The 14,327-nt window shown below is 73.0% G+C and carries 11 protein-coding genes; all 11 read right to left on the bottom strand.

All coding sequences use genetic code 11. The annotated features are described in order from the left end of the window. Nucleotides 1-25: 25 nt before the first annotated feature. Nucleotides 26-937: a glycoside hydrolase family 16 protein gene (locus tag VJ693_RS19655; protein ID WP_324156955.1), complete on the bottom strand. Its 912-nt coding sequence runs from the start codon at nucleotides 935-937 to the stop codon at nucleotides 26-28. Continuing rightward, entirely contained in the window at nucleotides 934-2,253 is a 1,320-nt protein-coding gene (locus VJ693_RS19650) for an MFS transporter (RefSeq protein ID WP_324156954.1), read from the bottom strand. The genes VJ693_RS19655 and VJ693_RS19650 overlap by 4 nt, the downstream gene beginning before the upstream one ends. A 33-nt stretch (nucleotides 2,254-2,286) precedes the next feature. Continuing rightward, nucleotides 2,287-3,783: a beta-N-acetylhexosaminidase gene (nagZ, locus tag VJ693_RS19645; protein WP_324156952.1), complete on the bottom strand. Its 1,497-nt coding sequence runs from the start codon at nucleotides 3,781-3,783 to the stop codon at nucleotides 2,287-2,289. Nucleotides 3,784-3,931: 148 nt separating this feature from the next. After that, nucleotides 3,932-4,942 (bottom strand): SIS domain-containing protein, encoded by a 1,011-nt coding sequence (locus tag VJ693_RS19640; RefSeq protein ID WP_324156951.1) that lies wholly within the window; start codon nucleotides 4,940-4,942, stop codon nucleotides 3,932-3,934. Further along, nucleotides 4,935-6,059 (bottom strand): N-acetylglucosamine-6-phosphate deacetylase, encoded by a 1,125-nt coding sequence (nagA, locus tag VJ693_RS19635; RefSeq protein WP_324156949.1) that lies wholly within the window; start codon nucleotides 6,057-6,059, stop codon nucleotides 4,935-4,937. The genes VJ693_RS19640 and nagA overlap by 8 nt, the downstream gene beginning before the upstream one ends. After that, nucleotides 6,056-6,817 (bottom strand): GntR family transcriptional regulator, encoded by a 762-nt coding sequence (locus VJ693_RS19630; protein ID WP_324156947.1) that lies wholly within the window; start codon nucleotides 6,815-6,817, stop codon nucleotides 6,056-6,058. The genes nagA and VJ693_RS19630 overlap by 4 nt, the downstream gene beginning before the upstream one ends. Beyond that, nucleotides 6,814-7,695 carry a BadF/BadG/BcrA/BcrD ATPase family protein gene (locus VJ693_RS19625; RefSeq protein ID WP_324156945.1) on the bottom strand — a complete coding sequence of 294 codons (882 nt, stop codon included), beginning with the start codon at nucleotides 7,693-7,695 and terminating at the stop codon, nucleotides 6,814-6,816. Before VJ693_RS19625 ends, VJ693_RS19630 begins: the two co-directional genes overlap by 4 nt. A 124-nt stretch (nucleotides 7,696-7,819) precedes the next feature. Continuing rightward, nucleotides 7,820-8,677 carry an urease accessory protein UreD gene (locus VJ693_RS19620; RefSeq protein ID WP_324156943.1) on the bottom strand — a complete coding sequence of 286 codons (858 nt, stop codon included), beginning with the start codon at nucleotides 8,675-8,677 and terminating at the stop codon, nucleotides 7,820-7,822. Beyond that, nucleotides 8,674-10,632 (bottom strand): DUF1631 family protein, encoded by a 1,959-nt coding sequence (locus VJ693_RS19615; protein ID WP_324156941.1) that lies wholly within the window; start codon nucleotides 10,630-10,632, stop codon nucleotides 8,674-8,676. The genes VJ693_RS19620 and VJ693_RS19615 overlap by 4 nt, the downstream gene beginning before the upstream one ends. 99 nt (nucleotides 10,633-10,731) lie before the next feature. Beyond that, nucleotides 10,732-11,967 (bottom strand): M20/M25/M40 family metallo-hydrolase, encoded by a 1,236-nt coding sequence (locus VJ693_RS19610; RefSeq protein ID WP_324156939.1) that lies wholly within the window; start codon nucleotides 11,965-11,967, stop codon nucleotides 10,732-10,734. A 223-nt stretch (nucleotides 11,968-12,190) separates the two neighbouring features. Beyond that, nucleotides 12,191-13,978: a 2-oxo-4-hydroxy-4-carboxy-5-ureidoimidazoline decarboxylase gene (gene uraD / locus VJ693_RS19605; protein ID WP_324156937.1), complete on the bottom strand. Its 1,788-nt coding sequence runs from the start codon at nucleotides 13,976-13,978 to the stop codon at nucleotides 12,191-12,193. Nucleotides 13,979-14,327: the final 349 nt, after the last annotated feature.

The raw sequence follows: 14,327 nt of genomic DNA, 5'->3' as shown, positions 1-14,327 counted from the left end.
TCCCTCTGATCGTTGTATGAAGAGCTCAGAAATCGCAGGGGCTGGCCAGTGGGGGCTGGGCAGCCGGAACGCGATCTTCGCGCGTCACCCCGGCATGCCGCCATCCCACGACCGCAGCCTCGACCTCGGCGGGCGAGAGCAGCTCGCCGCGGGCGTGGAAGACCCAGTCCACGTCCTGGCGGTAGACCCGCGGCGTGGTGCTGGGCGGCAGCAGTGCGCCGGGCGAGAACCAGAGGTTGAAGCTGATCGCCATCGGCCGGACCGGCTGGTTGCGCCCGCCGTGCTCGGCGACCGGCCGGCCGTCGACGTACCAGCGCGTGCGGCCGGCAGCCGCATCGACCTGCATCGTCAGCACGTGCCAGCCGCCGAAGGCGCCGAACTCCTCGTGCGGCTGGTTCCAGGCCTGCCAGGGCTCGAGCCGCACGGTCTGCCAGTTGATCGCGTACAGCCGTGTCTTGTCGCTGCCCCAGCCGCCGTTGGCGAGGTACTCCCAATCGAGCTCGCTGAACTCGGGGTCGTGGTCGAAGCGCAGCGGGCTGACGGCGTAGAAGGTCTGGATCACCGGGTCGCCATCGGCGCCGGACACCGGCTCGTCGGCGAAGCGCACGCGCGCCGCGTAGGTGCCGGCGAGGAACTTGCGGGCGTGGCACAGCTGCGCCTGCACCGTCCCGGCCCCCGTGCCGTCGGTGCGCGCCGTCAGGCGCAGCAGCCGGTTGCCGGGCTGCGCGTCGTCGTCGACGAGGCTGATCGCCTCGGCGCGCCAGGCGGCGCCGTCCACGCCGGGGTGGCCGCGCCCGTCACGCAGCGTCCAGCCGCCGGCGCGTTGCAGCTGGGCGGTGGAGGCGTCGCCGAAGTCGTCGAAGAAGCGCTCGGCCGCGGCGGCCGGCGGCAGAGGGGCCACCGTGGCGATCCAGGCCGCCAGCAGGAGCGGCCTCACGCGGCCGGCTCCGCGGCCCCGGCGGGTGTGGCGGGTGCCGCTTCGCCCTCGCGGCCCGGCAGGCGAACGAAGAACATCAGCACCAGCGCCGGCGCGCCGCAGGCGATGGTCCACAGGAAGAAGCGTTCATAGCCCAGCGCGAGCTGGATGTCGCCGCTGATCGTCTTCGAGAAGATGAAGCCCAGCTGCATCACGCCGGTGCCGAGCGCGTAGTGGGCCGTCTGGTAGCGCCCGGGTGCCACGGCCTGCATGATGTACAGGATCATCCCGACGAAGCCGAAGCCGTAGCCGAACATCTCGATGCTGACCGCGATGCCGATGGTTCCCATGTCGGCCGGCCGGGTCGCGGCGAGCACGGCGAAGACGATGTTGGGCACGGCCATCGCGACGATCAGCACCGCCATCGCGCGCTTCAGGCCCAGCCACGAGGTGAAGTAGCCGCCTGCCACGCTGCCGACGAGGAAGGCCAGCGTGCCGGCGCTGCCGTAGACGTAGCCGACCTGCTCGGTGCTCAGGCCCAGGCCGCCCTGGTCGCGCGGCTCGATCAGGAACAGCGGGCCGATCGTCTGCACCTGGCCCTCGGCGAAGCGGAACAGCACGATGAACAGGATCGCGAGCCCGATGCCGGGCTTGCGCAGGAAATCGGCCACCACCTCGGCGAGCGTCCTGATCACGCTGCGGGCGGAAAGCTCGGTGGGGGCGGAGTTGAGCGTGCCGGGCAGGGCCCACGCGTTGTAGGCAGCCAAGGCGCCGAGCACGAGCGCCAGCATCGCGAAGATCGCCGACCAGGCCGATGCCACGCCGATGCGCTTCTCGAGGTGGCCGGCGAGCACCAGCAGGCCGCCGAGCGTGAGGAACTTCGAGGCGTTGAAGAACGCACCCTGCCAGCCGGCGTAGGCCGCCTGCAGCGTGGGGCTCAGGCTGGCCATGTACAACCCGTCGCAGGCGATGTCGTGCGTGGCCGAGGCGTAGGCGAGCAGGAACAGCACGCCGATGCAGGCGGCAAAGTACACCGGCAACTGCAGCGCCAGCGCCATCAGCGCGAGGCCCGCCGCGCCGGTGAACTGCATCGCGACGACGATCAGCTTCTTGCTGCGCGCGAGCTCCAGGAAGGGGCTCCACAGCGGCTTGAAGGCCCAGGCCAGGCCGAGCACGCCGGTCCAGCGCGCGATGCGGTCGTTCGGCTCGCCCATGTTCTTGAGCATCAGGCCAGCGATCAGCATCACGACGAAGAACTGCAGGCCCTGCACGAAGTACAGGCTGGGCACCCAGCGGATCGGCGAGCCTTTCCGGGGGGCGGGGGCAGGTGGGGTCACGGCAGGCTCCGGGTGGTCAGTGCAGTCTGGGTGTCAGGCGTGCGGTGCCAGCGCGACGGGGGACACGCCGGGGGCGGCGGCAGCGCCCTCGAGCCACGCGCGCAGCGCGGCCAGCGCGCCCTCGGCATAACCCCAGGTCACGACCGCCGGCGCGCCGATGTCGGCGACCTGGAACGGGTTCCACAGCGCCAGGTGCAGGTCGGGCCGCCAGCCGGCCATGGGCGCGGCATAACGCCTGCGGTGGTTCGACGCGAGCACGGTCAGGCGGCCGTCGCGCGGCAGCGTGGCAGGGTCGAAGCGGGGCAGGTCGGGCACGCGCACGAACGCCACGTCGGCATGGCCGGCGAACAGCGCCGCGACCTCGTCGGCCCCGAGGCCGGCTTCGCTGACGCCGTCGGTGTCGACGCGGTCCTGCGTAACCACGCGCAGCGGGGTGGCCACACCAGGCGGCGTGGCGCCGCCGAACGCGGTCAGGGCGCGTGCCCAGTGGGCGCGCATCAAGGCCTCGTCGTTCGCGCGTTGCGGTGGGGCATACGGCGCGGCGGCGGCGGGGTAGCCGGTGGCCAGCGCATCGAGGCGCTCGCGTGCGGCCTGCATCGCGCCCGCGTCGAGCCGGCCATCCTGCAAGGCATCGCCGACCGCGCGGATCGCGGCCAGCTGGTCCTCGGGCCGCCCCTGGGCCAGGGCCATGTCGGCGCCGGCGGCGAGCGTCAGCACCGCGCCGCGCGCATGGCCGTAGCGGTCGAAGATGGCCTTCATCATCAGCGCATCGCTGATCACGACGCCGCGGTAGCCGAGGCTGTCGCGCAGCAACCCGGTCAGGATGCGGCGCGACAGGGTGGCCGGGTGGTCGGCGTCGAGCTGCGGGTAGACGATGTGGGCCGTCATCAGCGCGGGCGCTTCGGCCGCCAGGGCGCGGAAGGGAATCAATTCCAGCGCTTCGAGCTCGGCCAGGCTCTTGTCGACGGTCGGCAGCGCATGGTGCGAATCGACATGCGTGTCGCCGTGCCCGGGAAAGTGCTTGACGCAGCAGGCCACGCCCTCGCGCAGCGAGCCGCGCATCCAGGCACCGGCGAGGCGGGCCACGCGCTGCGGGTCGGCCCCGAAGCTGCGTTCGGCAATCACCGGATTGGCCGGGTTGCTGTTCACGTCGAGCACCGGCGCGAAGTTCCAGTTGATCCCGAGGCCGCGCAGGCCGCGCGCGACGGCCGCGCCGGTGGCCTCGGCAGCTTCTTCGGCCGCGGCCGTGTCCGCGATCGCTCCCAGCGCCATCGCCGCGGGCGCTTGCGGCAGGAAGGTGGCGCGCGCGACCGAGCCGCCTTCCTGGTCGATGCCGATGAGCGCCTTCGGGCCGAGCACTTCGCGCAGGTCGGCGACAAGCTGCTTCACCTCGGCTTCGGTGCCGAGGTTCTTGCGGAACAGGCAGACGGCGCGGATGTGGTTGTCGCGCAGGAAGGCGGCCGTGACTGATGACAGCGCTTTGCCTTCGATGTCGACCATCACGAGGTGGCCAGGGTGGAGTGGTGTCATTTGTTGCTCATGCGAAGGTGTGGCGGCGGGCTGGGAGCCGAGCACTGGAGGGCACCCTCGGCGCAGGCGAGGGCGCGGACCAATGAGCCCCGCCGCCTGCCGGCCCCCGGCCGCCGCGCCAACCCACGCAAGGCACTGCCCATCATGTTCAGTGCGTCCGCGTCACCTTGGCCAGATGCCGAGGCTGATCCGGATCCAGCCCCCGCGCACGCGCCAAGGCTTCGACCATCGGATAGAAGCTTTGCACCGCCGCGATCGGGTCCAGGTCCTCATGCGTTGCCTGCACCAGCGGCAGCTCGGCACCTGGCGTGCCCGATGGCGCTGCGAGCAGCACCCGCGCCCCGCGCTCGCGCATCTCGGAGGCGAGCGTGATCAGGCCGGCCTGCGCGGGCCCGCGCGGGGCGAAGACCAGCAGCGGGTAGCCTTCTTCGACCAACGCCATCGGCCCGTGCTTGACCTCGGCGCCGGAGAAGGCCTCGGCCTGGATGCCGCAGGTTTCCTTGAACTTGAGCGCCGCTTCCATCGCGATCGCGAGGCCGGTGCCGCGGCCGATCACGAACAGGCGGTCGGCACCGTGCAGCACATCGACCGCGCGGCGCCAGTCGCCATCCAGCGCCCGGGCCAGCGTGAGCGGCAGCGCCTGCAGCGCGGCGTGCAGCGCGGGGTCGTCGCGCCAGCCGGCCACCAGGCGTGCGCCGGCCACCAGCTGGGCGATGTAGCTCTTGGTCGCGGCCACGCTGCGCTCGGGGCCCGCATGCAAAGGCAGCACCCATTCGGCGGCCTGGGCCAAGGGCGAATCGGGCTGGTTGACCACGGCGACCGTGCGTGCGCCGCCGGCGCGGAAGAAGCGGGTCGGCGAGACCAGGTCGGGGCTCTGGCCGGATTGCGAGAAGGCGATCGAGACGAGGCCCTCGCACTGGAGCTGCGACTGGTACAGCGTGACCAGCGACATCGGCAGCGAGGTGACCAGCCGGCCGAGCCGCGCCATCACGAGGTAGGCCATGTAGTGGGCCGCGTGGTCCGAGCTGCCGCGCGCGACGGTCAGCACGCTTTGCGGCGGCATGGTGCGCAACTCGTTCGTCAGCGCGGCATAGGTGTCGGCATCCGCGGCCAGCTGGCGCGCCACCGCCTGGGGCGCCTCGCGGCTTTCCTCAAGCATTCGGGAAGTCAATCGTTTCTCCTTCGATGACGACGCGCTGCAGTTCCAGCGCGGGGTCGAACACGACGACGTCGGCGTGGGCGCCGGGGGCCAGGCGGCCGTGCTCGGCCAGGCCCAGGTAGTCGGCCGCGTGGGTGGCCGTGCGGGCCGAGGCTTCGGCCACGCTCAGGCCCAGGCCGACGAAGTTGCGCAAGGCCTGGTCCATCGTCAGCGCGCTGCCGGCGAGGGTGCCGTCTTCCAGCCGCACGCCGCCCAGGCACTTGAACACCTTGTGCCGGCCCAGGCGGTATTCGCCATCGGGCATGCCGGTGGCGGCGGTCGAATCGGTCACGCCGTAGAGCTTGGGGATCGCGCGCAGCGCGGCCTTGAGCGCGCCGGGGTGCACGTGCAGCAGGTCCGGGATGATCTCGGCGTATTCGGCGTGCGCCAGTGCGGCGCCGGCCATGCCGGGCTCGCGGTGGTGGAAGCCGGTCATCGCGTTGAACAGGTGCGTGAAGCCGGCGGCACCGGCGCCGAGCGCGGCCACGCCGTCTTCATAACAGCCGGCGCTGTGGCCCAGTTGGACGCGCCAGCCTTCGCGGACCAGCTGCGCGATCAGCTCGATGTGGCCGGGCAGCTCGGGCGCCACGGTGATCAGCCGGATCGGCGCCAGCGCGTGCAGCCGGCGGATCTCGTCCAGCGAGGCTTCGCGCGCGAAATCGGGCTGCGCACCGAGCTTGCCGGGGTTGATGTACGGGCCCTCGAGGTGCACGCCGAGCACGCGCGCCCCGTTCGCGGGGCGGCTGCGGCAGATGGGGCCCAGCCCCTCGAAGGCATGCAGGATGTCATCGGCCGGCGCGGTCATCGTGGTCGCCAGCATCGTCGTCGTGCCGTGGCGCGCATGGGTGCGGGCGATGTGCGCGGCAGCCTCGCCGGCGTCCATCGTGTCGTGGCCACCGCCGCCGTGCACGTGCAGGTCGATGAAGCCGGGCAGCACCAGCGGCTGCCCGCTCGCGCGCGCCTCGGCCTCGTCGACCACCCGGCCGGTGATCGCGACGACGCGGCCTCCCTCGTGCTGCAACTCGCCCAGGCGCCAGCCGAAGGGTGTGAGGATGGCGCCTTGCAGTGAATGTTTCATGGGGTTCCTTGCGGCGCGGGAGACCTCACCATCTCCGCCACGAAGCCGTAGTACTCGCTGCGGCAATAGGACTGGGTCAGCTCGACGGCCTGGCCGGTTTCGAGATAGCCCACGCGGCTGATGTGAAGCACGGCCTGGCCGGTGGGCACGTTCATGCGCTGGGCCAACATGGCGTCGGCGTTGAGGGCACGCAGATGCTGCAAGGCTCGCACCGGCGCCTTGCCACTGTGTTCGAGGTGGGCATAGAGCGAGGTTTCGACGCTGCCCGGGTCGGGCAGCACCTGTTCCGGCAGCACGCTGACCTCGTAGGCCATCACCACCTCGTCGGCCAGGCGCAAGCGCTCCAGCCGCGCGACGCGCGCGCCCGTCGACAGCCCGAGGGACAGCTGCTCTTCGGGCGTCACCGCCGTCAGCGCGCGCTTGAGCCAGCGCGACGACGGGTGGAAGCCGCGCTGCTGCAGTTCCTCGGAAAAGCTCGTCAGCCGGGTCAACGGCTGTTCGAGCTTGGGCGCGATGTAGTTGCCCGAGCCGCGCTTGCGCACGACCAGGCCCTGCGCGACGAGCTGGTCGATCGCCTTGCGCGCGGTCACGCGCGACAGGCCCAGCGCATCGCTGAGCATGCGTTCGGAAGGCAGCGCCTCGTCGGGCTGGTAGTGGCCGCCGCGAATCGCCTGGCCGATCTTCTGCGCCAGCTGCACATACAAGGGGACGGTGGTCCGCTCGTCGGGCTTGAGTTCGAACGGCAGGGGGCTCGTCATCCGGCGCTCCGGGCCACGGCAGCGCGCAGCAGGTGCAGCGCGCCGTCGGCCGCGTCGCCCGCGGGCTCGACGCAGCGCGCGCCCAGGGCTGCCGGCAGGCGCGTCTGCAGGCGGCGCGCGATGCTGCCGCTGCAGACCACCGGCAACGCGGCCGACGGGTCCAGCGCCTGCACGAGCGCGGCCAGCTCGTCGACCGCGGCCTGCAGCAAGGCGGCGGCGCGCGGGTCGTCGGCTTCGTGCTGGAACACCAGCGGCGCGAGGCTGGCATAGGCCGTCTGCCGGGCCTGGGCACACCAGGCGAGCATCGAATCGGCATCGCGCCCGGTGGCGGTGCAGACGGCCTCGGCCAGCGGGCCGGTGGCCGCACGTCCGTCGAGCACCTGCTGGGCCAGGCGCACTGCCTGCAGGCCGAGCCAGGCGCCACTGCCTTCGTCACCGACCGGGAAGCCCCAGCCGCCGGCGATCCGGCGCGAGCCGTCGGGACGCCAGACCTCGGCCACGCTGCCGGTGCCGGCGATCAGCACCAGCCCCGGCCGGCCGGCATGGGCGCCGACCAGGGCGGTGAAGCTGTCGGTGTCGAGCACGAGCGGTGTGAAGCCGGGGTTCGAGGCGCGGAAGTCGGCGGCCTGGGCCGGGTCGTTGGCGCCGGCCAGGCCGGCGCCGAGGGCGCAGTCCGACCAGGCTGGCACGCCGAGCCCGGCCTGCTCGAACGCCAGGCCGATGGCCTCGAGGATCTGCCGCCAGGCGCCGGCCACGCCGTGCGACAGGCTGGACGGCCCCGCCGCGCCCTGGGCCAGCGGCCGGCCGTCGGCGGCGCAAAGCCTGGCGCGGGTGCCGGTGCCGCCGCCGTCGATGGCGATGAGGAAACGCAGGGTCACGGGAGTCGTTGAATTGGTCTGATACCACTATAGTACCAGATGCGGGCGCAGTCAATGCGCCGCCCTGTCGGGCATTGATTCCCGGTCTGTAATACCAATCAAAGACCATCGCCTGGCGGCGTGCTCAGGTGCGCCAGATGCGCGGCGCCTCGCCGGCCAGGCCCCAGCCCAGGCTGCGCCAGCGTTCGCGCAGCGCGCGCCAGAGCAGGAACGCCGGCTCGACGCGGTCGGCCAGCACGCGCGCGACGACGAGGCGCGCATCCAGCGCCGTCGCGCCGCAGCGCGCTGCGAGCGCGGGGTGCTCGGTGAACGTGGCGCGTGCGCTGTCGAGCAGGGCCTCGCGGCGCGCCGTGTCCATCGGCGTGCCGCTGGCCCACCAGAGCGTGGCGAGCACGCATTGCCCGTCCAGCCCGAGCGGCGATCGGCGCAGCGTGGTGTCGCTGGCGGCGATGCGGCCGCGTTCGAGCCAGACGCCGGGCCACTCCAGCTGCTGTTCGATGAAGCCGTGGCCATCGAAATCCTGGTCGGCGGCGGGCAGGCCGAGCGCCAGCAGGTCCCAGCCCAGCATCTCGGCGCCGGGCGCGAGCTCGAAGCGCAGGCGGTTGTGCGCCAGGCAGCCGCGGTAGGCGATGGTCTCGAGCGGCAGCCATTCGAGGCGGGCCCCTTCGGCGACGCGCGCCGAGACCTGCTGGGTGGCCGCGGCGCCGCTGCTGCGGTAGAAGCGGGTGGCGCCGGGCGTGGTCAGCACCGCGTGGCTGCCGGCGCCGAGCTCGAGCGCCAGCTCCAGCGTGTCGCCGCCGACCAGGCCGCCGGGCGGGTGCACCAGCACGTGCTGGCAGATGCCCGGGCCCTCGGGGTAGAGCGGCTGCAGCACGCGCAGCGGGCCCTCGTGGCGGTCGTGCGCGATCGTGCGTTCGCCGTCGCGCCGATAACCGATGTGCAGACGGCCGCGCCAGCCTGCCCCGTTCGGTGTCCCGGTCATTCCAGCGGCATCGGCAGCGTGTCGACGGCCTGCCGCACCCACTGGCCGCGCGCCATCGTCGTGGCCAGGCCTTCGAGCCGCATGCGGCCGAGCACGCGCCGGCTCGCGCAGAAGGCCAGGCCGCTGGAGTTGCCGAAGGCGAAGTAGGTGCCGTTGTCGCTGCGCCAGTTCAGCCGCAGCGTGTCCCACTGGCCTTGGCGCTGGATGCGGCAGACATCGCCGACCGCCAGGCCGTCGAGCCAGGCCTCACAGTCGCGCAGCGAGCGCTCGTCCGGGTTGTGCGCGTCGAGCGCAATCGGCACGGTGGCCAGCTCGTGGTGGCTCGGCCAGTCGGGCAGCTCGGCGCCGGCGAGCTCTTCCTCGTCGGGCAGCAAGCCCTCCTCGGGCGAGATGGCGGTATCGGGTTGCGGGCGCGGCCACACGGCCAGCGCGGCGGCCAGGTCCTGCACATGCTGGCGGATGCGCGGCGCAGCCAGGCCCGCCGCGGCCAGGCCATCTTCCGCCTCCATGCGAAGGCAATCGAGCTCGGCGCGCGTGAGCGGGCCGCGGCGCTGGTAGCCGCCCGCCTCGATCAGCGACTCCACCGCGCGCAGCACGCGCTGGGCCCCGGGCGACTCCTCGCCGTGCGTGACCACCTCGTGCAGCACCGCGACCAGCCACGGGCCGAGCAGGAACTGCTTGACCTCGGGCAGCACCTCGCTGTCGCGCAGCCGCGCCACCATCTGCTGGCGCACCAGCGGCTCGAGCGTGCGGTGGCGCTCGGCGGCGGCGAGTGCCGATTCGTTGAAGGGCGACGGCCCGGGCGGTGGTGCCCCGGGTGCCCCCGCCGCGGCCGCCAGCGGCAGCGGCGCCGTCGGCTCGGCCGGCGCGGGGCGGGTGGTGTCGGCGGCGATGCCGGCCTCGGATTCGGCGTCGGCCAGCGCCTGCGCGTAGCGCTCGGCCGGCATTGGCTGCGCGGCCGATTCGAGGCGGGCGATGATGGGTTCGAGGCGCAGGTGCAGCGGCAGCTGGAAGTCGCCCGGCGCGCCTTCGGTGTCGAGCTGGCCCAGCGCGGCCAGCCGGTCGATCAGGCGCCACAGCGGGTTGTCGACCGAGTCGAGCAGCCGCGGGTTGGCTGCCACGCTGCGCGCGACCGGGCCGGCCAGGCGGCCCATCAGCGACTGCATGGCCGGGCTCAGGCCGGCCTCGCCAGCCACCTGCGACAGCAGCGCCGGGATCTGCCGCGCGGCGATGCCCACGGCGCCGCCGGCGGCGACCGGTGCCGGGCTGCCGGCCACTGCAGCCGCAGCCGCCGGGGCGCGGGCGGCCGCCCGTGTCTCGGGCTCGCGGCGGATCGTGTACCGCGCGGGCTGCAGGCCCCACTCGGCGAGCAGCTCGGCGTGCTGCTGGTACAGGTTGGCCAGCGCCCGCGCCAGCGGCTCGGCCACGATGCGCAGCGCGGCCAGTCGAACGGGCGCATCGAGCGGCTCGTCGTGCAGCGCCGCGCACAGCGCGCGCACGATCTTGGCCGGCGCCAGCGGCAGCGCCTCGTCGCGCGCGCCGCCGGGGGCCGGCGGTGCGCTGGCCAGCCGGCTGCGCAGGTCGCGCAAGGGCCATTCGGCCGCTGATTCGATGGCCTGCACGACGCGGGTCGATTCGATGTCCTCGTCGACGTCGTCGTCCGACATCAGGCCCAGGCCGCTGGGCACCCCGAAGCCGGCGCCGGCAAAGGGCTGCGGCGCGCTCGCGTTGGGGGCGGCGGGCGCCGCCGACGGCCGGGCGAGGTGGTCGGCCCAGCGGCTGGCCAGCGTGGGCAGCACCTGCCGCGCCTGCCGCTGCGCCGGCGCGACCCACAGGCCGCTGCCGGGCGGCGCCACGCCGGCAGCGCCACAGGCGAGCGACAGCGCAGCGGCCGCATCGGTGTGGCAGCGCGCCAGGTAGCGCTGGTACAGGGTGGCGGCAGAGTGGGCGGTCATCGTGCGGCAAGGCAGGTGCGCGGCCGGCGACGCCGCGCTCACCTCCATTGTCTCCGAGCCCTGTTTCCGCCGCCTGTGCGTAGTTCGCTCGGCGGGTGCTCAGTCGGCCAGCACGTCGTGCAGCGTGCGCGCCACCACCTTGGTCGCCCGGCGCAGGTCCTCGAGCACCAGGTGCTCGTCGGCGCGCTTGGCGTTCGACTCCAGCACCGTGCGCGGGCCGGCGCCGTAGATGACCGCCGGCACGCCGGCGGCGCCGTACAGCCGCACGTCGGTGTACAGCGGCGTGCCGACCTGCGGGATCGGCTCGCCGAACAGCGCCTGGGCATGGCGCTGCACGTTGGCGGCCAGGCGCTCGTGGCCGGGCAGCGGCTGCAGCGCATGGGCCAGCAGCAGCCGGCGCAGCTCCACCCGCACGCCGGGGCTGGTGGTGGCCACGGTGCCGGTGATCAGCGCGCGCAACTCGGCCTCGACCGTGGCGGCGTCTTCTTCCGGGATCATGCGGCGGTCCAGCTTCAGCACGACCTTGCCGGGCACGACGTTGGTGTTGCTGCCGCCCTCGATGCGGCCGACGTTGAGGTAAGGGTGGGTGATGCCCGGCACCTGCGAGTGCCCGGCGCGCAGCACGGTGTTGTGGGCGTACAGCACGGTCAAGACGTGGTTTGCGGCCTGCAGCGCGTCGATGCCGGTATCGGGGTAGGCGGCGTGCGAGGCCAGGCCGTGCAGCGTGACCTCGAACTGGAGACAGCCGTTGTGCGCGGTGACGACCTGGTAGCTGAAGCCCGCGGCGATCAGCAGATCGGGCTTCGTCAGGCCCTGCTTCAGCAGCCAGCCGGGGCCGAGCTCGCCGCCGAACTCCTCGTCGTAGGTGAAGTGCAGCTCGACGGCACCGCGTGCCGGCGGCGCGGCGGCGGCGAGCGCGCGCAGGGCGAAGGTGTAGGTCGCGAAGTCGCTCTTGCTCACCGCGGCGGCGCGGCCGTAGAGCTTGCCGTCGACGATGTCGCCGCCATAGGGGTCGTGCGTCCAGCCCTCGCCGGGCGGGACGACATCGCCGTGGGCGTTCAGCGCGATCGTTCGTCCATCCGGCCCGAAGCGGTGGCGCACGATCAGGTTGGTGATCGAGGTCATGCCTTGCGCCTGCACCTCGGCCGCGGGCACCGGGTGGTGCTCGGCCGGCAGGCCCATGGCAGCGAGCAGGGCCGCCGTGGCCTCGGCGTGCGGCGCGTTGTCGCCCGGTGGCGTGTCGGTCGGCACCCGCACCAGCGCCTGCAGGAAGCGGATCTCGTCGTCGAAGTGCGCGTCGATCCACGCGTCGAGCGCGTCGTAGGCGCTTGTCATGCCAGTTCTCCACGCTGCTGGGGCGGTATTCGCGATGCATCGAATCCTCGGAGCCAAGCGGCCACCGCGGAACCGGCTTTGCCGGGCCGCTGGTGGGCCTTGCAGGCCGCGCCGGGCCTGGCGCCCCGGCCCTTCGCCAGGCACGAAAGATCCACTGGACCTTTCGTGTCCGGGCTCAGCCCCCTCGAGGGGGAGGCGCCGAAGGCGCTTCGGGGGTGGGCTTTCATCGCAGTTGCTCCAGCAGGTGGCGGAAGGCATCGACCGCGAGTTGGGCGTCGTCGTCGGTCACGCTCTCCAGCGGGTTGTGGCTGATGCCGGAATTGCCGCCGCGCACGAACAGCATCGCCTGCGGCAGCCGCTGATGCAGCTTCATCGCATCGTGCCCGGCGCCGCTGGGCAGGCGGTGCAGCGGCAGGCCGAGCGATTGCACGGCAGACTCCCAGCGCGCCTGCCAGGCGGGTGCGCTGGGCGCCGCCGAGGCGCGCATCGTTTCGTGCAAGGTGTAGCGCAGGCCGCGGCGTTCGGCGATGCGGGCGAGTTCGCCCGTCACCTCGTCGGCCAGCGCGTCGCGCTCGGCATCGGTCGGCGCGCGCAGATCCAGGCTGAAGCGGCAGCGCCCGGGCACGACGTTGATCGAGCCGTTCGGCACGTCGAGCAGGCCGACGGTGCCGACGCGGTCCGGCACGCGCCGCGCGGCGCGCTCGACCGCCAGCGCGAGCTCGGCCACGCCCAGCGCGGCGTCGTGACGGCTGCCCATCGGCGTGGTGCCGGCATGGCTGGCGGTGCCGTGCATCTCGCCGAGGAAGCGCCGGCTGCCGTTGATCGAGGTGACGATGCCCAGCGGCAGATCCAGTTCGTGGAGGACCGGGCCCTGCTCGATGTGGACCTCGACAAAGCCGAGATAAGCGGCCGGGTCGCGCTGCTCGGCGGCGATGGCTTCCATCGTGCCGGGCAAGCCCGCGGCGCGCATCGCGTCGCGCAGGGCGATGCCGTCGGCATCGCCCTGATCGAGCCAGGCGGGGTCGAAGTGGCCCGTCAGCGCGCTGGAGCCGAGGAAGGTGGCGGCATAGCGCTGGCCCTCTTCTTCCGCGAAACCGATGAGCTCGATGCCGAAGGGCAGCCGGCGGCCGGCGGCGTGCAGTTCGCGCACGGCGATCAGCGGCACGAAGATGCCCAGCCGCCCGTCGTAGCGGCCGGCGTTGCGCACGGTGTCGAAGTGCGACCCGGTGAGCAGGCGCCGGGCGCCTGGGTCGCTGCCGCGGTAGACGCCGACGACATTGCCGACGGCGTCGATGCGCGTCTCGTCGAAGCCGCATTCGCGCATCCAGCGCAGCAGCTGGGCCTGGCAGGCGCGGTGCGCACCGGTCAGGTAGGTGACGGTCAAGGGGCCCGATTCGGTGTCGGCGCCATCGGCGTTGCTGGCGTCGCTGTGGCGCGCGAGCAGCTCGGCGCAATCCCAGGCCTGGCGGCCCTGCAGCGGCACCACGCCGAAGCGCTCGTCGAGCCGGATCTCGGCGATGCGGTGGATCTGGCGCAGGCACTCGGCGCGCTCGAAGGCGATCGGGTTGTCGAGCCGGCGGGTGAAGGTCTCGATGATCTCGCGCCGCGTCAGCCCGGTGCTGCGCGGCCCGCGCACGGCCAGGATGAACGGGAAGCCGAACTTCGCGTTGTAGGCGGCGTTCAGGCGTTGCAGGGTCTCGAACTCGCCCGGCGTGCAGTGCGTGAGGCCGGCGCGGCCTTGCTCGCCGGTCGATTCGGCGGTCAGTGCATTCGCGACCATGGCCTTGCCGGCCAGTTCCGGGTGGGCGCGGATCAATGCGAGCTGCGCTTCGGGCGGTGCCTCGCGCACGACGCGCGCCAGCGCGTGCTTGAGCGCGGCGAGCGTCGCGAACGGGCGCGCCGGCCAGGCGGCCTCGGCCACCCAGGGCGAGTGCTCGTAGATGCCTTCCAGCTGCGCGGCGAAATCACCGCGGGTGGTGGTGGCGTTCAGGCGCTTGAGCTGGTCGCTCATCTCGGTGGTTTCCTGTGTGGCCAGCGGGCGTGATGCCGGACTGCGCTGGTGGTGGCGAGCAGGGCGGCGGCGGCGCCCCCGTTCTCCGGCCCACCACGCGGGGCACCGTCGCGGCGAGGCGAGGACAGCCGCATCAACACGGTGGTGCCCGGGATGCATGGGAGGCTACCGCGAATGGGGCCTGCGCCCGGGGGCACCGCCACCGCCCTGCAGGCACCGTGGGCGGCATGCCTCGCCGTGGCATGCCACCCGGGCGCCCAGGGTCGGTGGCTTGGGGCACGATCGCAGGCCCCATTCGCGGTAGCCTCCCATGGCTGCAAGAGAAAACCGTGTTGATGGAGAGCCGCCT

It is taken from the genome of Ideonella sp. (assembly GCF_035254525.1).
Classification (GTDB): domain Bacteria; phylum Pseudomonadota; class Gammaproteobacteria; order Burkholderiales; family Burkholderiaceae_C; genus Ideonella.
The sequence above is the reverse complement of the archived record's forward strand: the minus strand, read 5'-3'. Positions and strand labels throughout refer to the sequence as shown.